Source organism: Arsenicicoccus sp. oral taxon 190 (assembly GCF_001189535.1).
GTDB lineage: Bacteria > Actinomycetota > Actinomycetes > Actinomycetales > Dermatophilaceae > Arsenicicoccus.
Map to the genome: position 1 here is coordinate 584,394 of NZ_CP012070.1, position 18,941 is coordinate 603,334.

General features: G+C 73.8%; 20 protein-coding genes and 1 tRNA gene. 8 read left to right on the forward strand and 13 right to left on the reverse strand.

The genetic code is table 11. The features are described 5' to 3' along the window. Window positions 1-114: 114 nt before the first annotated feature. Entirely contained in the window at window positions 115-933 is an 819-nt protein-coding gene (locus ADJ73_RS02730) for a peptidoglycan-binding domain-containing protein (RefSeq protein WP_156188081.1), read from the forward strand. A gap of 138 nt (window positions 934-1,071) precedes the next feature. Here ADJ73_RS02730 and ADJ73_RS02735 read toward each other — a convergent pair. Both ADJ73_RS02735 and ADJ73_RS02740 read right to left on the reverse strand, forming a co-directional pair. Beyond that, a tRNA-Ser gene (locus tag ADJ73_RS02735) sits at window positions 1,072-1,161 on the reverse strand. 10 nt (window positions 1,162-1,171) lie between these two features. Continuing rightward, complete coding sequence (locus tag ADJ73_RS02740; protein ID WP_050349214.1) at window positions 1,172-1,603, reverse strand: nucleoside deaminase; 432 nt, start codon at window positions 1,601-1,603, stop codon at window positions 1,172-1,174. 97 nt (window positions 1,604-1,700) lie between these two features. On the opposite strand from ADJ73_RS02740, the gene upp reads away from it, so the two are divergent. The 4 genes from upp to ADJ73_RS02755 all read left to right on the forward strand — a co-directional run bounded on the left by upp (window position 1,701) and on the right by ADJ73_RS02755 (window position 5,044). Continuing rightward, window positions 1,701-2,339: a uracil phosphoribosyltransferase gene (gene upp / locus ADJ73_RS02745; RefSeq protein ID WP_050346995.1), complete on the forward strand. Its 639-nt coding sequence runs from the start codon at window positions 1,701-1,703 to the stop codon at window positions 2,337-2,339. Window positions 2,340-2,517: 178 nt separating this feature from the next. Continuing rightward, window positions 2,518-2,688 carry a hypothetical protein gene (locus ADJ73_RS17120; RefSeq protein WP_172669690.1) on the forward strand — a complete coding sequence of 57 codons (171 nt, stop codon included), beginning with the start codon at window positions 2,518-2,520 and terminating at the stop codon, window positions 2,686-2,688. A 12-nt stretch (window positions 2,689-2,700) separates the two neighbouring features. Beyond that, complete coding sequence (locus tag ADJ73_RS17240; RefSeq protein ID WP_050346996.1) at window positions 2,701-3,795, forward strand: PH domain-containing protein; 1,095 nt, start codon at window positions 2,701-2,703, stop codon at window positions 3,793-3,795. A gap of 268 nt (window positions 3,796-4,063) precedes the next feature. Next, window positions 4,064-5,044 carry a hypothetical protein gene (locus tag ADJ73_RS02755; protein WP_050346997.1) on the forward strand — a complete coding sequence of 327 codons (981 nt, stop codon included), beginning with the start codon at window positions 4,064-4,066 and terminating at the stop codon, window positions 5,042-5,044. A 126-nt stretch (window positions 5,045-5,170) separates the two neighbouring features. On the opposite strand, the gene pntB is transcribed toward ADJ73_RS02755, so the two are convergent. The 6 genes from pntB to ADJ73_RS02785 form a co-directional block, all read right to left on the reverse strand. Beyond that, entirely contained in the window at window positions 5,171-6,565 is a 1,395-nt protein-coding gene (gene pntB / locus ADJ73_RS16815; protein WP_050346998.1) for a Re/Si-specific NAD(P)(+) transhydrogenase subunit beta, read from the reverse strand. Window positions 6,566-6,568: 3 nt separating this feature from the next. Continuing rightward, on the reverse strand, window positions 6,569-8,137 hold the full coding sequence (locus ADJ73_RS16820; RefSeq protein WP_050346999.1) for a Re/Si-specific NAD(P)(+) transhydrogenase subunit alpha: 1,569 nt from the start codon (window positions 8,135-8,137) through the stop codon (window positions 6,569-6,571). 142 nt (window positions 8,138-8,279) lie between these two features. Then, window positions 8,280-9,062, reverse strand: a complete 783-nt coding sequence (locus ADJ73_RS02770) for a DUF4184 family protein (protein WP_050347000.1) — start codon at window positions 9,060-9,062, stop codon at window positions 8,280-8,282. 220 nt (window positions 9,063-9,282) lie between these two features. Further along, a complete protein-coding gene (locus ADJ73_RS02775) occupies window positions 9,283-10,116 on the reverse strand; it encodes an energy-coupling factor ABC transporter ATP-binding protein (protein WP_253272649.1) in 834 nt (277 codons plus the stop codon). Beyond that, window positions 10,092-10,946, reverse strand: coding sequence for a cobalt ECF transporter T component CbiQ (gene cbiQ / locus ADJ73_RS02780; RefSeq protein WP_253272650.1), 855 nt, complete (start codon window positions 10,944-10,946; stop codon window positions 10,092-10,094). The genes ADJ73_RS02775 and cbiQ overlap by 25 nt, the downstream gene beginning before the upstream one ends. Continuing rightward, window positions 10,943-12,046, reverse strand: coding sequence for an energy-coupling factor ABC transporter permease (locus ADJ73_RS02785; RefSeq protein WP_050347002.1), 1,104 nt, complete (start codon window positions 12,044-12,046; stop codon window positions 10,943-10,945). Before ADJ73_RS02785 ends, cbiQ begins: the two co-directional genes overlap by 4 nt. Window positions 12,047-12,329: 283 nt before the next feature. On the opposite strand from ADJ73_RS02785, the gene ADJ73_RS02790 reads away from it, so the two are divergent. Beyond that, window positions 12,330-13,844: an amino acid permease gene (locus ADJ73_RS02790; RefSeq protein WP_050347003.1), complete on the forward strand. Its 1,515-nt coding sequence runs from the start codon at window positions 12,330-12,332 to the stop codon at window positions 13,842-13,844. 120 nt (window positions 13,845-13,964) lie between these two features. Here the strand turns inward: ADJ73_RS02790 and ADJ73_RS02795 are convergent, their stop codons facing one another. Genes ADJ73_RS02795 through ADJ73_RS02810 form a run of 4 tightly spaced genes read right to left on the reverse strand, consistent with a single transcriptional unit; the run spans window position 13,965 to window position 16,446 of the window. Further along, window positions 13,965-14,426 carry a hypothetical protein gene (locus ADJ73_RS02795; protein ID WP_050347004.1) on the reverse strand — a complete coding sequence of 154 codons (462 nt, stop codon included), beginning with the start codon at window positions 14,424-14,426 and terminating at the stop codon, window positions 13,965-13,967. After that, window positions 14,423-15,106: a ferric reductase-like transmembrane domain-containing protein gene (locus ADJ73_RS02800; RefSeq protein WP_082176692.1), complete on the reverse strand. Its 684-nt coding sequence runs from the start codon at window positions 15,104-15,106 to the stop codon at window positions 14,423-14,425. The genes ADJ73_RS02795 and ADJ73_RS02800 overlap by 4 nt, the downstream gene beginning before the upstream one ends. Further along, a complete protein-coding gene (locus ADJ73_RS02805; RefSeq protein ID WP_082176693.1) occupies window positions 15,103-16,164 on the reverse strand; it encodes an FAD:protein FMN transferase in 1,062 nt (353 codons plus the stop codon). The genes ADJ73_RS02800 and ADJ73_RS02805 overlap by 4 nt, the downstream gene beginning before the upstream one ends. A 21-nt stretch (window positions 16,165-16,185) precedes the next feature. Next, complete coding sequence (locus tag ADJ73_RS02810; protein ID WP_156188082.1) at window positions 16,186-16,446, reverse strand: hypothetical protein; 261 nt, start codon at window positions 16,444-16,446, stop codon at window positions 16,186-16,188. A 134-nt stretch (window positions 16,447-16,580) separates the two neighbouring features. Here ADJ73_RS02810 and ADJ73_RS02815 point away from each other — a divergent pair, with 134 nt between their 5' ends. Further along, window positions 16,581-17,396: an HAD family hydrolase gene (locus ADJ73_RS02815; RefSeq protein WP_050347006.1), complete on the forward strand. Its 816-nt coding sequence runs from the start codon at window positions 16,581-16,583 to the stop codon at window positions 17,394-17,396. Here ADJ73_RS02815 and ADJ73_RS02820 read toward each other — a convergent pair. Further along, on the reverse strand, window positions 17,371-18,258 hold the full coding sequence (locus ADJ73_RS02820; protein ID WP_050347007.1) for an ArgP/LysG family DNA-binding transcriptional regulator: 888 nt from the start codon (window positions 18,256-18,258) through the stop codon (window positions 17,371-17,373). The genes ADJ73_RS02815 and ADJ73_RS02820 overlap by 26 nt on opposite strands. A gap of 71 nt (window positions 18,259-18,329) precedes the next feature. On the opposite strand from ADJ73_RS02820, the gene ADJ73_RS02825 reads away from it, so the two are divergent. After that, entirely contained in the window at window positions 18,330-18,941 is a 612-nt protein-coding gene (locus ADJ73_RS02825; protein WP_050349216.1) for a LysE/ArgO family amino acid transporter, read from the forward strand.

An 18,941-nucleotide genomic window follows, 5' to 3' on the forward strand; every position in this document is an offset into this window, starting at 1 on the left:
CCCGCGGACAAGCCGGCAGCCGGCGTCCGCGCCGCGAGCACCCCCACCCCGGCCCCGGCCACCCCCAGCAGGGCCCGGGACCTAAGCCCCGCGATCGAGCTGCCGGCGGCATACGTGCCGGCGACCTCGTGCGACGAGCAGGCCAAGCCGGGGACGGTGGCCCTCGCGGCGCTGCTGCGCCGGACCTACCCGGGCACGTCCACGGCCATCACGCGGCCCTGCGGCACGGACGCGCTGCCGACCACGGAGCACTACGACGGCCGGGCGGTCGACTGGTTCGCCTCGGCGCGCCGGCCCGAGAGCCTCGCGCAGGCCGAGTCGGCCGTCGCCTGGCTCACCGGGCCGGACGAGCAGGGGGTGCCAGCCGGCAACGCCCGCCGCCTCGGCGTCATGTACCTCATCTGGAACGACCGCATCTGGTCCAGCTACCGCCTCTCCGAGGGGTGGCGTCCCTACTCCGGCTGCGCGGCCCGCCCCGACCCGCGCCTCGACACCCCCTGCCACCGCGACCACGTCCACGTCTCGTTGTCCTGGGAGGGCGCGATGGGCCGCACCTCGTGGTGGACCGGGCGGGTCGCGTCCCGCGACTTCGGCCCCTGCCGCACCCCCGACCTCACCTGGGCCGAGCCGTATGCCGCCCCGCGCGCCCGCCCCTGCCCCGTCCTGCCCCGTCCCGCCACGCCCGCGGGCGCGACGCCGCTGCTGGGCGCGCTCGTGAGGTACTCCGGCCTCCCGCTCGGCCCCGGCTCGCGCAACCCCTCGGTCCGGGTGCTGCAGCAGGCGGTCGGGACGGCGGCGACGGGCAGATTCGACACGGCCACGGGTCAGGCGCTCACGGACTGGCAGCGCGGTCACGGGGTCACGCCGACCGGCCGCACCGACCCGGCGACGTGGCGGGCGCTGCTCGCCGCCAACCAGCCCGCGCCCCGCTGAGACCGCGTCCGGCCAGGGCGCCCACCCCTGGCCGGATGCCGTCACGCGGGCCGTCGCTCCGTCCGGCGGGCGCCCGGTGTGCGCGACCGGACATGCCGAAGGCCCCGAGCATCAGGCGATGCGCAGGGCCCTCGAGGTTGGCGGTGGCGGTGGGATTTGAACCCACGGAGGGCGTAAACCCTCATACGCTTTCGAGGCGTACTCCTTCGGCCGCTCGGACACGCCACCGCCGGAGACTTTACACGGAGCGGCGCCGGGCGAAGAAATCCGTCAGGACCTGCGAGCACTCCTGCGTGAGCACCCCGCCGACCACCTCGACCTGGTGCAATGCCCGCCGGTCGCGCACCACGTCCCACACGCTCCCGACGGCTCCGGCCTTGGCGTCCCACGCCCCGAAGACGACCCGGTCGACGCGCGCCGACACCAGCGCCCCCGCGCACATCACGCACGGCTCCAGGGTCACCACGAGGGTGCATCCGTCGAGCCGCCACCGCCCCAGCGCGGCCGCGCCGGCCCGGAGCGCCTCCACCTCGGCGTGAGCCGTCGGGTCGCCGCGCCGCTCCCGCTCGTTGCGGCCCCGCGAGACCAGGGCCCCGCTCTCGTCATACAGACCGGCACCGACGGGGACGTCCGCGTCGCACGAGGAGGCCAGGGAGAGGGCGTCGGCCATCCAGCCCGGCCAGCGCGGGTCGACGGGGAAGCCGTCGTCGGGCACCGGCCGGGGGTGCGACGCGGCGATGGGGTCGGTCACGGGATAAGTTTCCCCCATGCAGGTTCACGTGGCCGATCACCCGCTCATCAACCACAAGCTCACCTACCTGCGCGACAAGCGCACCGACAGCCCGACCTTCCGGCGGCTGGCCGAGGAGCTCGTGACGCTGCTGGCCTACGAGGCGACGCGCGAGGTGCGGGTCGAGCCGATCGACATCGAGACGCCCGTGGCGCCGACCAAGGGCATCAAGCTCGCCAACCCCAAGCCCGTCATCGTGCCCATCCTGCGCGCCGGGCTGGGCATGCTCGAGGGCATGGTGCGGCTGCTGCCGAGCGCCGAGGTCGGGTTCCTCGGGATGGTGCGCGACGAGGAGACGCTCGAGGTCAGCGCCTACGCCAACCGCCTGCCGGAGTCGCTGCACGGCCGCCAGGTCTTCGTCGTCGACCCGATGCTCGCGACCGGGCACACGCTGGTCATGGCCTTCGAGTTCCTGCGCGACCTGGGCGCCGACGACATCACCGCCGTCTGCCTGCTCGCCGCGCCCGAGGGGATCGAGCACGTGCGCGACTCCATCACCGACATCGGCATCCCGGTGCGGCTCGTCACCGGCGCGATCGACGAGCGCCTCAACGAGCACGGCTACATCGTCCCCGGGCTCGGCGACGCGGGAGACCGGCTCTACGGCGTCGTCTGAGCCGAGCCGTATGCCGCGGCCCGCCACCCGGCCCCACCGCCGTGATCGCGCCGCGACCCGCCCGTTATCCAATCTCGACCACGACCGGCGGCGAGCCGCTCGGCGACGGGACCGGCTGCGCTGCTTGACTGGTCGCTGATCCCTGCCCCTGCAGCGCCCCCAGCAAGGAGCCCACCTCGTGAACCCGAAGATCAAGAAGGTCCTTCTGTGGCTGCTCGTCGCGTTCCTGATCTACGCGATCATCGTGTCGCCCGACCGAGCCGCTGACATTGTGCGCACCGTCTGGGACATCCTCGTCCAGGCCGTCCAGTCGCTCGGCCGCTTCTTCGACAAGCTGCTCAACCGCTGACCCGGAGCCGACGTGGACCCGTCTGACGAGCCGCAGCTGCCACCGTCGGTGCGCCGCCGCTACGTCCTGGACGGGGAGCAGCTGGTCGTGGCGATCCACCAGCACCCCGTCGTCGTCGCCGAGCCCGTCGCGACCGCGCTGGCCGTGCTGGTGCTGGTCATCGCCGTGGACGCCAACGTGAGCGGCACGGCCGCCAACGTCGTGGACGTCCTGTGGTGGGTGTGGTTCGCGGCGGTGGCGCGGGCGGTCTGGATGGTGTGGGAGTGGCGCAAGCAGTGGGTCATCGCCACGGACAAGCGGCTGATGATGACCTACGGCTTCATCATCCGCAAGGTCGCGATGATGCCGCTGTCCAAGGTCACCGACATGTCCTACCACCGCTCGATCGCGGGGCGGATCTTCGGGTGGGGGACCTTCGTGATGGAGTCGGCCGGGCAGCAGCAGGCCCTGTCCGAGATCAAGTTCGTGCCGCAGCCGGACCACAACTACCGGGCCCTGTGCGCCGAGATCTTCGGCGTCGAGGACCGCGAACGCGTGACCGATGTCGACGAGGACGTGCAGGAGGCCCACGACTGGCCGGACGAGCACGACGGCGACCGGTGGGGCGATGTCGTGCAGGTCGAGCCCGGGCCGGCCCGGATGCAGCGGGTCGCCGGGCACCGCAACGGCTCCACCTGGCGAGACGAGGACGACCGGTATGCCGCACGCGACGGGGGCGGTCGTCGCAGCGACGGAGGTCGCGGGGAGCGGGAGCGCGACGGCTGGGATCGCGGGGAGCGGGATCGCGACGGCAGGGATCGCGACGGCAGGGATCGCCGGGACCGGGGTCCCGGGGACCGGGATCGCGGGGATCGTGGCCAGGGCCGGTGGCGCGGCGAGCGCGACGCGGCACGAGGCCGGGACACCCGCCGGGGCTACTTTCCGCCGCGGGACGGCCACGACACCGCCGACCTGCCCGTCGTCCAGCCGCCGCTGGCCCAGGACGCTGAGGCCCGGGAGCTCCTCTCGAGCTGGGAACGCTTCGCCGAGCGCTACGACCGCAAGCCGGAGCGCGGCTACGACAGCGGCACCTCCATCTACCGCAGCGGCGACGACCCGCTGTCCTGACGGCTCCCCGTAGCCCTCGCCCGGCCGAACCGCCCCCAGCCGCCTCGCGTCCTCCCGACCCCGCCCCACATCGGGTGGACTTCACCACCGAACACCACGGTCAAACCCACCCACTGCCCCACCACGCCTCCGCCACCCCGACCACGACGGTGGATCCCACCCGCTGTCTGTCCACAGGCGAGCCCGGCGACGCGGCGATCCGCGCACTCGTCCACAGGGGGAGCAGGTCGACGCCACAGCGGGACGCGGCTCCGTCACGCTGAGCGGCATGCACCCCCGGACCGCCATACCGCCGCATCTCTTGCAGCTGGCCGAGCGTCGCGGCGGCCTGCTCGCGCGCGCCGAGCTGTTGGCAGCAGGTCTGTCCCGCCCGTCGGTGGACGGGGTGGCCGCGCGAGCGACCACCGTGCTGCCCGGCATCTATCTCGTGAGCGGCGCGTCCAACAACCGCGCGCCCTTGGACGCAGAGCGCCGGGCCTGGGCTGGGGTGCTGCATGCCGGCCGCGGCGCCGCGCTCGCCGGGCGTGCGGCGGGGCACCACCTCGGGCTGCTCGACCGGCCGCCGGCCATCATCGAGATCGCCGTGCCGCATCGCCGGACCATCGCGCCGCAATCCGGTTACGCGTTCGTGCGGCACCGTCCCGACGTCCACGCCGAACCACTGCCGCGAGACCTTCCGACCTTGCGCGTCGAGGACGTCGTGCTGGACCTGGCTGCGACGGGCAGCGACAGCGACGCGATCGGGTTCCTGACTGCGGCCTGCCAACGTGGCCTCACCCAGGCGCCCCGACTCCTCGCGCGGCTGGGCGCCCGCCGTCGCCATCCGCGCCGGGCGCTGCTCGTCGCGGTGCTCGAGGATGTGGCCACCGGCACCGCGAGCCATCTCGAGCACGGGTATGTCACCCACGTCGAGCGGGCCCATCGGTTGCCGCCGGCCACGCGGCAGTTCGTGGTGCCCGGCACCGGCCATCGCAGAGACGGAGCCTACGAGCGGGAACGACTCCTGCTCGAGCACGACGGATCTGCGTTCCACGACGGGATGTTCCGTCTGGCCGACCTCGCGCTGGACACCGAGCACCTGGGTCTCGGCTGGTCGACGATCCGCACCAGCCATCAGCTGGTCTTCACCCAGGCGTGCGAGCTGGCAATGCGCATCGACACCGCCCGGGTCGCGCGGGGTGGCCGGCCCTGCTTCACCCCGTGCCGCCGCTACCCGCCCGGTATGGCGGGACGCCCGCTCGCCGCCTGAGCACGCCCAACCCCGACCACACCGGGTGGGAAGCACCACCGACGACGCCGGACAAACCCACCCGATCCCCGGCGACCGCCGCCACCACGTGCCGCAGCGGTGCCCCGCAGCCCGCCCGAGCCGCCGTCAGAGCGCGCGCAGGATGTCGTCCACCCGCTCCTTCGCGTCCCCGAAGAGCATCCGGGTGTTGTCCTTGAAGAACAGCGGGTTCTGGACGCCGGCGTACCCCGTCGACATGGACCGCTTGAAGACGATCACGTCTCGTGCGTGCCACACCTCGAGGACGGGCATGCCGGCGATGGGGCTGGACGGGTCGTCGAGCGCGGCGGGGTTGACGGTGTCGTTGGCCCCGATCACCAGCACCACGTCGGTGGCGGCCAGGTCGTCCTGGACCTCGTCCATCTCGAGCACGATGTCGTAGGGGACCTTGGCCTCGGCGAGCAGGACGTTCATGTGGCCGGGCAGGCGACCGGCGACCGGGTGGATGCCGAACCTCACCTGTGCCCCGCGCTCGCGCAGCCGGGCGGCGAGGTCGGCGACGCCATACTGCGCCTGGGCGACCGCCATGCCGTACCCGGGTGTGATCACCACGGACCGGGCGTCGCGCAGCAGCTCGGCGACCTCGTCGGCGGAGGTCTCCCGGTGGTCGCCATAGTCCTTGGCCTCGCCGGTCACGGCCCCGTCGGAGCCGAAGCCGCCGGCGATGACCGACAGGAAGGAGCGGTTCATGGCGCGGCACATGATGTAGGAGAGGTAGGCACCGGAGGAGCCGACCAGCGCGCCGGTGATGATGAGCAGGTCGTCGCCGAGCATGAAGCCGGCGGCGGCCGCGGCCCACCCGCTGTAGCTGTTGAGCATGGACACGACCACCGGCATGTCGCCGCCGCCGATGGACGACACGAGGTGCCACCCGAGGGCGAGCGCGATCACGGTCATGAGGGCGAGCGGCACGGCGTTGCCGGTGGGCACGAACCACACCATGAGCCCGAGGGATGCCACGATCGCGGCGAGGTTGACCAGGTTGTGCGCGGGCAGCATGAGCGGTGCGGACTTGATCCGCGCCGACAGCTTGAGGAAGGCCACGATGGACCCGGTCAGCGTCACGGCGCCGATGAAGATGCCGAGGAAGACCTCGCCGTTGTGGATCCGGTGCAGGGAGCCCTCGGCGGTCTCGCCGGCGGTGGTGGCGAGCCAGGAGTTGTAGCCCACGAGCACGGCCGCGAGCCCGACGAAGCTGTGCAGCAGCGCGATGAGCTCGGGCATCCCGGTCATCTCGACGCGCAGCGCCCGGTGCACGCCGATCGCGCCGCCGATGACCATGGCGACGAGCATCAGGCCGAGGGCGCTGACGCCGCTGAGGGAGGTGACCAGGGCGATGGTGGCGACCAGCGCGAGGACCATGCCGATGATGCCGGCGGTGTTGCCGCGGCGGGCCGACTCGTGCTTGGAGAGCCCCGCGAGCGCGAGGATGAAGAGCAGCCCGGCGACGATGTGCGCGGCGTAGGACAGGGCGGTCGTCATCGGTCAGCCCCTCCGGAACATCGAGAGCATGCGCTGGGTCACCGTGAAGCCGCCGAAGATGTTGATGCTGGCGACGAGGACGGCGGCGAAGGCCAGCACGTTGACCACGAGGTCGCCGCGGCCGAGCTGGGCGAGCGCCCCCACGATGATGATGCCGCTGATGGCGTTGGTGACCGACATCAGGGGCGTGTGCAGCGCGTGGTGGACGTTGCCGATGACGTAGTAGCCGACCACGCAGGCCAGCATGAAGACCATGAAGTGGCCGAGGAAGGACGGAGGCGCGGAGGCGGCGAGCGCGAGGAAGGCCACCAGTCCGAGCACGGCCAGCACGGGACGCACGTATGGCGCCCGCGGCCTGGGTGCAGCCGCCTCGGGCGGGGCGGCGACGGTCGCGCCGCCCGCGGTCGCGCCGGCGCCGGCACCCGTGGCCGGGGGTGGGGCCGCCGAGACCCGGATCGGTGGGGGCGGCCACAGGACCTCCCCCTGCAGCACGACCGTCATGCCGCGCTGCACGACGTCCTCCATGTCGAGGACCATCTGCCCGTCCTTGCCGGGCGTGATGAGCGTGGTGAGGTTGACCAGGTTGGTGGCGTAGAGCTGCGACGCCTGCCCGGGCAGCCGGGCGGGCAGGTCGGTGTAGCCGATGATCGTGACGCCGTGGTCGGTAACGACCTTCTGGTCGGGGACGCTGCCCTCGACGTTGCCGCCGGTGGCGGCGGCCATGTCGACGATGACCGACCCGGGTCGCATCGCGGCGACCATGTCGGCGGTGATGAGGCGGGGCGCCGGCCGGCCGGGGATCAGGGCCGTGGTGATGACGATGTCGCTCGCGGGCACGGCCTCGGCGTAGAGCCGCCGCGCCGCCACGTCGTAGGCCTCGGAGGTCTCGCGGGCGTAGCCGTCGGTGGACACCTGCTGCTCGCCCACGTCGACGTGCAGGAACTCCCCACCCATCGACTCGACCTGCTCGGCGACCTCGGCGCGGGCGTCGGTGGCCCGGACCACGGCGCCGAGCGAGACGGCGGTGCCGATGGCGGACAGGCCCGCGACCCCGGCCCCGGCGACGAGGACGGTGGCCGGCGGGACCTTGCCCGCGGCCGTGACCTGCCCCGTGAAGAACCGGCCAAACTCGTGGGCCGCCTCCACCACGGCGCGGTAGCCGGAGATGTTGGCCATGGAGCTCAGCACGTCGAGCGCCTGCGCGCGGGAGATCCGCGGCACGGCGTCGGTCGCGAGCACGGTGAGGCGGCGCGCGGCCAGCTCCTGCAGCAGCTCCGGGTGCAGGGCCGGGCCGACCAGGCTGACCAGGGTGGCGCCCTCCCGCAGCTGGTCCAGCTCGTCGCGGGTGGGGGCGTTGATCTTGTAGACGGCGTCGGCGGCCCACGTGGTGGCGCGTTCGGCGACCGTGGCTCCAGCGTCGGCATACGCCCGGTCGTCGACGCTGGCGAGGGCGCCGGCGCCGGTCTCCACCACGACGTCGTAGCCGAGGCGGACCAGCTGCTCGACGCTGGTGGGCGTGGCGGCCACGCGGGTCTCGCCGGGCACCGTCTCGCGAGGGATGCCGATCTGCATGGGCGGGCCTTCCGTCGAAGGGGAGGCACCTCGTGGGCGCCTCGCCGCGGCGTCGCGGGCGCCCTCACTGTATGTCCATGCCCGGGCCCGGATGACGGCGCACCCCCCGTCAGGCCGTGGTCAGGTCGTGGTCAAGTCGTGGTCAAGTCTCAGAGGGTTGCTCCGCCGCCTCGGCCCGGGCTCGGGCGAGGTGCCAGCCGACCGCGGCGACGAGCAGGACCCCACCCATGAGGAGCACCCCGAGCGTCGCGACGTGGTAGGCCACCTGATGCGTCCCGACCCCCGCCACGGCCGCGACTGTCGCGGCCGACACCACCACTCCGGTCGCCAGCGCCGCCGCGCGCGCGATCCACGGCGCGTATGCCGGGCACCGCCGTGGCCGCTCGACGACGGGTGAGCGCCACCAGCCGAGCGCGGTCACGGCGCCCAGCACGAGCAGGCCGCCCGCGCCGCCGGCCAGCTGCAGCCACGCGGTGCCGGGCAGGCCGAGGTGGGTCTGCGCCAGCCACGACACGTGGGTGGCGCCCCACCGCCCCGGGTGGGTGAGCTCGTCGACGCCCACGTGGCTGGCCGCGCCGAGCACCACCGCGAGGACCACCGTCAGCCCGGCCACCGGCCCCCGCGGGCCGGGGCCGACCAGGGCGTGCGCCCGCCGCCGGACGGCGTCGGGCAGCGCGTCGTGCACCGGTGCGCGCAGGAGCCACTCCCAGACCGCCCAGAGCGCCAGGCCGAGCGCGAGGTCGAGGGTGACGATGCCGACCGCGGAGTGGGTGTGGGCATACCGCCCGGCCACCGGGACCGGCCCGACGGCTGCCGCGTAGAGCGGCAGGTCCGGCGCCATCGAGCCCGCCGCCAGGGCGGCGACGGGGAGCCCGAGCCGGCGCAGCGGCAACGCGAAGGCGGGGTGGGCCAGGGTGAAGGGCACACCCCCAGCATGCCGTCACCGGCTGGGGCCTCCCGGGAGGTCGCGGCGAGCCACTGGTCACCACCGAGGGTGTCGGGATCCGCCGACTGTGTCCGAATTGTGTCCGATCCAGGTCACAGGTTGATAGCGTGACGAGTGAGGGGCTCCTCGCGTCGGTTCAGGGGGCTCGTGGCACATCGGGGGCGTCACGAGCAGCATGCGAGGGGCCTCTCGCCCCGCCTCAGGCGCCCGGCACCGACAGGGGGTCGAAGCCGTAGGGCAGCTCGAGCCGGTGGGCCCGCATCAGCTCGTCGTCGGCCAGCAGGTCCCGGGTGGGCCCGTCGGCCACGATCCGGCCGTCGTCGAGCAGCAGCGAGCGTGGGCACAGCTGCAGGGCGTAGGGCAGGTCGTGCGTGACCATCAGCATCGCCACGTCGAGGGACGTGAGGATCTCGCTCAGCTCGCGCCGGCTCGCCGGGTCCAGGTTGGAGGACGGCTCGTCCAGCACCAGCACGTCGGGCTGCATCGCGAGCACCGTGGCGACCGCGACCCGGCGCCGCTGGCCGAAGGACAGGTGGTGCGGCGGCCGGTCCACCACGTCCTGCATCCCGACCTGCGCGAGCGCCCAGCGCACCCGCTCGTCGAGCTCGGCGCCGCGCAGCCCCAGGTTGTGGGGGCCGAAGGCGACGTCGTCGCCGACCGTGGGCATGAAGAGCTGGTCGTCGGGGTCCTGGAAGACGATCCCGACCCGGCGGCGCACGTCGGCGAGCGACTCGCGCCGCAGCGGCACCCCGGCCACCGTGACGGCGCCGGTGCCGGTGCCTCCGCTGACCGCCCCGAGGATGCCGTTGAGGTGGAGCAGCAGGGTCGTCTTGCCGGCGCCGTTGGGGCCGAGCAGCGCCACCCGCTCCCCCGGCGCGACCTGCAGGTCGACGCCGAAGAGCACCTGCCGCCCGTCGGGGTAGGCGAAGGCTAGGCGGGACACGTCCAGCGCGGCGGGAGCAGCGTCCGCCGCGGGAACGGCGGCCGCAGCAGTGGCGGACGGGTCGGTCATCGGGGCGCGAGCAGGAGCCATCCCGCCCAGAGTACGGCCGCGGCCAGCGGCAGCAGGAGTCCGCGGGTCCACTCGGCGGCCGTCGCGGCGCGCGCCGAGGTGGCCGACGGCAGGCGGCCGGCATACGCGCGGGCCAGCATGGCCTGGTGCACCCGCTCGCCGCGCTCGTAGGAGCGGACGAAGAGGGCGCCGGCTCCCCCGGCGACCGCGACGAGGTGGCCGGTCCGGCCACCGGTGTAGCCGCGCGACTCGCGAGCCACGCGCATCCGGTGCAGGTCACCGGTCACGACCCCGAGGTAGCGGACCATGAAGGTCAGGATCGCGACGAACGCCGACGGGAGCCGGAGCCGGTCCAGCCCGGCGATGAGCTCGCGCGGCGAGGTGGTCGAGGCGAGGACGACGGCGGCGAGCACCCCGAGGGTCGCCTTGGCCAGCATGGTGCCTGCGGCGACGAGCCCCGGCACGGACAGCGGTATGCCGAGGACCCTGACCTGCGGACCCGTCGCGACCAGCGGCGTCACCAGCGCGAAGAGGACGAACGGTGTCTCGACGAGGAGCCGCCGCAGCACGTGGGACCAGGGCAGCCGCGCCGCCAGGACGACCCCGACGAGCAGGATCGCGTCGGCCAGCAGCAGCCACCAGGCACCCTGGGGGGCGGCCACGACGACCACGGCGAAGGCCACGAGGACCACCACCTTCACCTGGGCGGGCAGCCGGTGGACGAGGGTGTCGCCGGGGATGACCAGGCCTTCCTCGCCGGGGCCGCCACCGTGCTGGTGACCGTGGGCGGTCGCGTCGAGGACGATCCGGTCCTGCGGGTCCAGGGGACGCCGGATGGCCGTCGCGCTCACCGGCGCTCGCTCTGCTCCGAGCCGACGAGCGTCTCCTCCGTGCACCCCTCGGCCCCCGCGGACGTCTGAGACCCCTCGAGCCCCTCGCGGCGCCGCCCGGCCATGCTCGACAGCAGCACCCCGACGAGCAGGGTGAGCAGCACCCCGAGGATCCCGGCCACGACCGAGCCCCACGTGCCGTCGCCCAGCCAGCGCAGCGAGTAGCCCGCGAGCGGGGACGAGGCGGCGGCCGAGTCGGTGGCGGTGCTGCCGAAACCGAGGGTCTCCCCGACGTACTCCAGCCCGTCGGGGTGGCTGCTGGCCAGCAGGCTGAGGCCTCCGCCGACGACCAGGCTCGCGGCGAGCAGCCCGCCCGCGAACCGCGGCGTCAGCCGGGTCGAGCGGCGCGCCACCGGGGCGTCGGCCCGTACCACGGTGCGGCGGCCCTCGGCGTCGACCAGCTCGAGGTCCGGGACGAGGTGGCGAGCAGCGTGGACCAGGTCCGGCCGCGAGGCGACGACGGCGGCGACGACCGCCGCGGTGATGACGGCCTCCCCCACGCCGATGATCGCGTGCCAGCCGAGCATCGCTGCGGCGAGCCGTCCGAGCGGGATGGGGGCGGTGCCGCCCACGGCATACATGGCGGTGAAGGCGAGCGCGGCGGCCGGCACGGACAGCAGCCCGCCGACGGCGGCGGCCGGGACGACCGAGCCGGGTCGGCGCGGCAGCACCGCGAGCACCCCCCGCACGACGAGGTAGCCGACCAGGACGCCCACGATCCCCATGTCGGTGACGTTGGCGCCGAGCGCGGTCAGACCGCCGTCGGCGAAGACCAACCCCTGCACGAGCAGGACGGTGGTCATGACGAGCACCCCGGTCCACGGGCCGACGAGGGTGGCGGCGAGGGCGCCGCCGAGCAGGTGGCCGCTGGTGCCCGCCCCGACCGGGAAGTTGACCATCTGCACCGCGAAGACGAAGCACGCCACGAGCCCCGCGAGGACCGGGCCGGTCTCCCCGAGCTCCTTGCGGGCCTGGCGCAGGGCCAGCCCGACCGCTCCCACCGCCAGGACGCCGGTGCCGAGGGACGTGGGGGCGTCGAGGAACCCGTCAGGGATGTGCATGGCGCCATCATGGGCACTGTTGCGAAGTTATTGCAATACAGGTCCTGACGTGGTGAGGTGGTCGGGTGTGCCGCCGCTGCGAGGGGGCGGCGGCACACCACCGTCGCGCGCCGGACGTCACCCGTCCGGCATACGGACGAGTCCGGCACGATCTGGTCACGGTGCGGCTTGATCAGCCGCCACGACCTTCCCCCGTCCCGGTGTCTGGGGGCAGGCTGTGGGTCGCATCACGCGCGTCCCTGCGCCGCGACCCCCGCCGCACACCCCTCGAGGAGCTGACCGGATGAACTTGTTCCGCACCAAGTCGATCGAGACATCGATCGCCGAGACCACCGAGCAGGAGTACCAGCTCAAGAAGAACCTCACCGCGGTGGACCTCACGGTCTTCGGCATCGGGGTCATCATCGGTGCGGGCATCTTCACCCTCACCGGACGCGCCGCCGCGCAGTATGCCGGCCCCGCCATCGTCATCTCCTTCGTCATCGCCGCCTTCTCCTGCGGTCTCGCGGCGCTCTGCTACGCGGAGTTCGCGTCGACGGTGCCGGTCTCGGGATCGGCGTACACGTTCTCCTACGCCACCCTCGGCGAGCTCGTCGCCTGGATCATCGGCTGGGACCTGCTGCTCGAGATGATGCTCGGCGCGTCCGTGGTCGCGCAGGGCTGGTCGCAGTACTTCGTCGTCTTCCTCAAGCACCTCGGCATCACGTGGCCGGAGTCGATGGCGCCCGGCTCGCACTTCGACCTTCCGGCGTTCCTGCTCGTCGCGGTCATCACCGCGCTGATCGCCTACGGCATCAAGGAGTCCATGCGGGTCAACCTGGTCTTCGTGGCGGTCAAGCTCTTCATCGTGCTGTTCGTCATCGTGGCGGGGCTGCGCTTCGTGCACACCAGCAACTACGCGCCGTTCATCCCCGAGGCCGTCGCCCCCAAGGCCGCCGAGGCGGGCGTCATGCACCAGCCGCTGGTGCAGCTGCTCTTCGGGCTCAACCCGACGACCTACGGCTGGGGCGGCATCCTCGCCGGCGCCTCCCTGGTGTTCTTCGCCTACATCGGCTTCGACGTCGTCGCGACCACCGCCGAGGAGGCCCGCAACCCGCAGAAGGACCTGCCCATCGGCATCATCGCCTCGCTGGTCATCTGCACGATCCTCTACATCGCCGTCTCGCTGGTCGTCACCGGCATGGTGAAGTACGACCAGATCAACCCCAAGGCCGCGCTCGCCTCCGCCTTCGAGTCGGTGGGCCAGGGCTGGGCGTCGACGCTGATCTCCGCCGGCGCCGTCGCCGGCCTCTTCACCGTCGTCATGACGCTGCTCATCGGTGGCACCCGCGTGATCTTCGCGATGTGCCGCGACTGGCTGCTGCCGCCGGCCTTCGGCAAGACCAACCCCCGCACCGGCACCCCGGTCCGCATCACCATCACCGTCGGCCTGCTGGTCGCCCTCGTCGCCTCGCTGACCCCGATCGGCAAGCTCGAGGAGATGGTCAACATCGGGACGCTGTCGGCCTTCGTGCTGGTCTCGGTCGCCGTGCCGGTGCTGCGCAAGCGGCGCCCCGACCTGGAGCGCTCGTTCCGGGTGCCCGGGTCGCCGGTCCTGCCCTGGCTGGCCGCGCTGGTGTCCTTCTACCTGATGCTCAACCTGCCGCTGGACACGTGGATCCGGTTCCTGCTGTGGATGGCGCTCGGGTTCGTCATCTACTTCGTCTACTCCCGCACCCACAGCCGGCTGCACCGGATGGGGGACTCGGCGACGACGCACGAGCACCACGGCAACCCCGCCGCAGGCGGGCGGTACTAGCCGCAGGCGGGAGGTACTAGCCGCAGGCGGGAGGTACTAGTCGCAGGCGGGCGCTACTAGTCGCAGGCGCACGACGGGCCCCGGGGAGACTCTCCCCGGGGCCCGTCGTCGTCCCGGCGGTCAGCTGCCGTGGCTGCGGCCCATGGCGGGTCCCTGCCCGGGGGTCAGGCCCGTGGTCCCCTGGTCCTGCTGGCTCCAGCCGGGTGCGCTGTTTCCCGGTATGCCGGGAGCCTGCTGCCCCCACCCCTGCTGCCCTTGGCTGGGGTCCTGCTGGCTCGGGTCCAGCTGGCCCTGCTGACCCTGCTGGTCCTGCAGCCCCTGCTGGCCCTGGCCGGGGTCGAGGTTGCTGCCCTGCTGCTGCGGCACCGGGGCGAGCTGCCCGGTGCTCCGGCCGCCGGTAGCGGCGCTCGCAGTGCCGTGACCGGCCGCGGCGATGCCGCCGACCGCGAGGGCCACCCCGACACCGGTCCCCGCGAGGACCGCGGTGGCGGTGCGGACGGCGGAGGCTCCGGCCTGCCGCGGGCCGGGCCCGTCCCGGTCGGGGCGGGGTCTGCTGGGGGTGGCGGACGGCGTGGTGCTCACGAGGGGTCTCCTGGGGTGCGGGTCGAGGCGCGCTCGACGTCGATGGTGGTGGTCTTGGTGAGCGGCCCGGTCCGCACGAGCTCGCGCGGCACGGCCACCCGAGCGCCGACCGAGAGGCCGCCCGATCGTGCCGGGCCGCCGATCAGACGAGGACCGGGGTCGCGACGACGCGTCAGGCGGTAGGCCGCCGCGGCACCGACCGCGGCCGAGCAGCAGATCGCGGTGAGCCGCAGCCACGGCGTCGCGGCGTCGGTGCCTCCGCCGATCCCGTGGAGCAGCGCCACCGGCCACAGGGCGTAGGCGAGCCAGTGCAGCGCCTTCCACGTGCTGTGCCGCAGGTGCTTGCGCAGCAGGGAGCTGATCATCACGACGAGCAGCAGGTCCACCGCCAGCGTCCCGAGCCCCCACCACAGCGGGTTGCGGGCGTTGAGGAAGGGCACGACGGCGTCGACGAGCCGCAGCTGCGCCTCGGGGTCGAGCAGCAGCGAGACGACGTGCAGCAGCAGGAGCCCGGTGGCCCCGAGCGACGCGCGCCGGTGGATCTCGGTGAGCGCGAACCGTGGCAGCTGCCGGTGCCGGAAGCCGGCCCCCAGCACCAGCCCGAGGACGGTGGCGAGGGTGAGCAGCACGAGGGCGCTGACGCCGGTGCCGCGGCCGAGGGCCCAGAGTGCCTCGTTCATGCCGCACCGCCCGCGCTCACGGGGAGAGGGTGGGCGGCGAGGGAGTCGGCGGACCGGTGGCCGGCAGCCAGGTCGCCGGCGGGGGCGATCGGCATACGCGCCTGGTCCTGGGTGAGGGCCTCGGCGTCGGCGGGCCACCCGCCCACGAAGGTGACCTGCCCGTCCAGGTGCAGCAGCCGCGCCTGCAGGCGCTGCCGGGCCAGGACACCCGGCGCCGAGGGTCCGGCGACCAGGGCCGCGGTCGACCAGGTGTTGGCCTCGACGCAGCTGGGCGCCGCGACGGTAGCCGAGGACCAGCACGGGGTCACGGGCAGGCAGGTCGCCGGGTCGAGGACGTGGTTGAGCTCGCGACCCTCGACCTGCCAGCGGCGCCGGCGCGTGCTCGAGGTGGCGAGCGCCCACCCGGCCGGCAGGCTCACCAGCGCGGCGGGGTCGTCGGGCAGGTCCTGGATCGACACCGTCCACCCCTCCCGCGGGGCCGGGCCGCTCGTGGCGACGTCGCCGCCGAGGCTGACCAGCACCCCCGTGCCGAGCTGGTCGGCGACCACGCGGGCGCACCGGTCGGCCGCCCACGCCTTGGCGGTGGCGCCGAGGTCGAGGGTGACGTCCGGGGGCACGGTGATGGTGCCGGCGGCGCGGTCCACGCGCACCCGCCGATAGCCCGGTGCCGCGGCCGGGACGACCCGGACCGTGCCGCCGGCGAAGGGGCGCGCGTGGCCGACACCGGTCAGGTCGCGGTCGTAGCCGAGCCGGGCCAGCGCCGACCCCATCGTGGGGTCGACCGCGCCGCCCGTGACGACAGCCGCGGCGAGCGCGGCGTCCGTCAGGTCGAGCAGCGTGTCACTGACCGAGACCGGGCGGCCCCCGGCCCGGGCGAGGCGCATCACCTCCGAGTCGTGGCGGAACCTGCTCGCCGCCAGCTCGACCTGGACCAGCTCCTGGTCCACGAGCCGCTTGGCGGCGGGCAGGGCGCGGGCGTCGCTCGTCACGAGCCGCATGGTGGTCGACCACAGCGCCCACTCCAGGGCGGGGCCGCGGGTCTCGGTGATGGTCTGCATGGTGGTGTCTCCTGTCGCAGGTCAGCTGCCGGCCGAGTGGGCGACCGGGGCGCCCTGGGCGGCGGTCAGGCCGCCGGTGGTCGCGCTGGTGTCGGTGGTGCTGCTGGTGGTGGTGCTGCTCGTGCTGGTCGAGGTGGCGGCCGTCGTCGCCGCGGTCGTGGACCCGACGTGGTCGGAGACCGTCAGGCCGAGGGCCGCGGCGGTCACGGCGACGCCGACGCCCGCGATGGTGGCGGTGGCCTGCCGGATCCGCCGGGCACCGATCTGCTTGGCGCTTCCCATGTCCTGCTCCTTCGGTGTCGTCGGCGCGGAGCCGTCCTGGTCGATGTCCCCCACTCCACCGGCGCCCGCTATGGCCCTCGTGGGCTCGTCCTGTGGCATCCCTGTGAGTGCTCGGCCGTGCGAGAGTGGGCCGTATGACGGTCCCGCCGCGCGTCTTCGCCACCGACTTCGACGGGACCCTGCTGCGCTCGGACGGCACGATCTCCCAGCGCACCGCGCGGGCGATCGTCGCCGCGGAGGCCGCGGGCTGCGTCGTCATCGTCGCCACGGCCCGGCCGCCGCGCTGGATGGACCCCTTTGCCCAGCAGGTGGGTTCGCACGGGCTGGTGCTGTGCACCAATGGCGCCTTCGTGCTGGACCTGCACGCCGGCGCGGTGGTCGAGGAGCACACCATGTCCCTGGAGGCCGCGCTCGAGGTCGCCGACCGGCTGCGGACCGCGTTGCCGGGCACCGCCTTCGGCGTCGAGGGGCGGTCCGGGCTGGGCGCCGAGCCGTCGTTGCTGGACCTGCGGGGGCCGGGCGGCGAGCAGGTCACGGACGCCCGCCGGGTCGCCCCGCTCGAGGAGCTGCTCGCCGACGAGCTGCCGGGCAAGCTGCTGGCGCGGCACGACTCGCTGACCGGCGACGAGTTCATCGCGCGGGCCACGGCGGTCGTGGGCGACCTGGCGCACCTGGCCTACTCCGGCGCCCCCGGTCTCGCGGAGATGACCGCGCCCGGCGTCACCAAGGCCACCGCGCTGCAGCGCTGGTGCCGCGAGCGGGACATCGACGCGGCGGACGTGTGGACCTTCGGGGACATGCCCAACGACGTCCCGATGCTCGCGTGGGCCGGCCGTGGCTACGCCGTGGCCAACGCACACCCGGACGCCGTGGCCGCCGCGTCCCACCGGTGCCCTGCCAACGACGAGGACGGCGTCGCCGAGGTCATCGAGGCCGCGCTGCGCCGCTGACCGCGGCGGCCCGCACCCACCCGGTCAGCCGGTCCAGGGCGGCCGACTCGATCCGCCACCGCTGCCAGTACAACGGCACGCTCACCGCGCCCCGCGCGACCCGCACCAACCGTCCCGCCTGCAGGTCGTCGCCCAGCTGCTGCTCGGGGAGCATCCCCCAGCCCAGCCCGAGCCGCACCGCCACCGCGAAGTCCTCGGTCGACGGGACGTGGTGCACGACGGCGGGGTCGGGGGCGTCGAGGCGGCGCAGCACCTCGTGCTGCAGGTCGTCCTTGGCGTTGAAGCGCACCATCGGCATGCGGGCGAGGCCGTCCCGCTTGCGTCCGCGCGAGAGGTGCCGCTCGACCAGCGCCGGCGTCGCGACCGGCAGGTAGCGCATCGGTCGCAGCTCGACCACCGAGCACCCTTGCACCGCAGCGGGATCCGCCGTCACTGCCGCCATCACCGCGCCGCTGCGCAGCAGCTCGGCGCTGTGGCCCTGGTCCTCGGCCAGCACCGTCAGCGCGACCTGCTGGTCCTGCGCCACCGCTGCCAGCACCTGGCGGAACCACGTTCCGAGCGAGTCCGCGTTGACCGCCACCGACAGCGGCACCGGGCCTGCCTCGGTCGGCCGCAGCGCCGCCTCGGCCTCGGCCTCGACGAGCGCCAGCTGGGTCGCCATACGCAGGAGCACCTCGCCGGCGCCGGTGGGCCGGCACGGTCGGACCCGCCGCACGACCACCTGGCCGACCTCCCGCTCGAGCGCCTTGACCCGCTGGCTCACCGCGGAGGGCGTGACGCCGAGCGTGACCGCCGCCGCGTCGAAGGTGCCGTGCTGCACCACCGCTCGCAGGGCCGCGAGCTGCTGGGGATCGAGACGCATGAAGCCATGCTAATGATCGTGCAGAAACTATCGTTGGACTGCACCGACGCCCACCACCTAGCGTCGTGGTCATGTCACCCCTGCACAGCGCCCTGTCGGGCCTGCTCACCGGCCTCGGGCTCATCGTCGCCATCGGCGCCCAGAACGCTTTCGTGCTGCGGCAGGGCCTCGTCCGACGCTACGTCGGCGTGGTGGTGGCGATCTGCGCGCTGTCCGACGCGGTCCTGATCCTGGCCGGCGTGGCGGGCGTCGGTGCCCTCATCACCGCGCACCCGACGATCGTGACGGTGGCCCGGTGGGGCGGCGCGATCTTCCTGGTGCAGTTCGGGATCCGCAGCGCCCTGGCCGCGCGGCACCCGGGCGCGATGACCCCGGAGGAGCGCGGCGTCACCAGCCTGCGCGCGGCCGTGGCGACGACCGTCGCGTTCACCTGGCTCAACCCCCACGTCTACCTCGACACCGTGGTGATGCTCGGGTCGCTGTCGGCGACGCACGGCCGGGACGGGCGGTGGTGGTTCGGCCTCGGGGCGACCTGCGGGTCGCTGCTGTGGTTCACCGCGCTCGGCTACGGCGCGCGGTGGCTGCGGCCGGTCTTCGCGCGCCCGCGGGCGTGGCAGGTGCTCGACCTGGTCATCGCGGTCGTCATGATCACGCTCGGGGTGAGCCTGGTCGTGGGTGCCTGA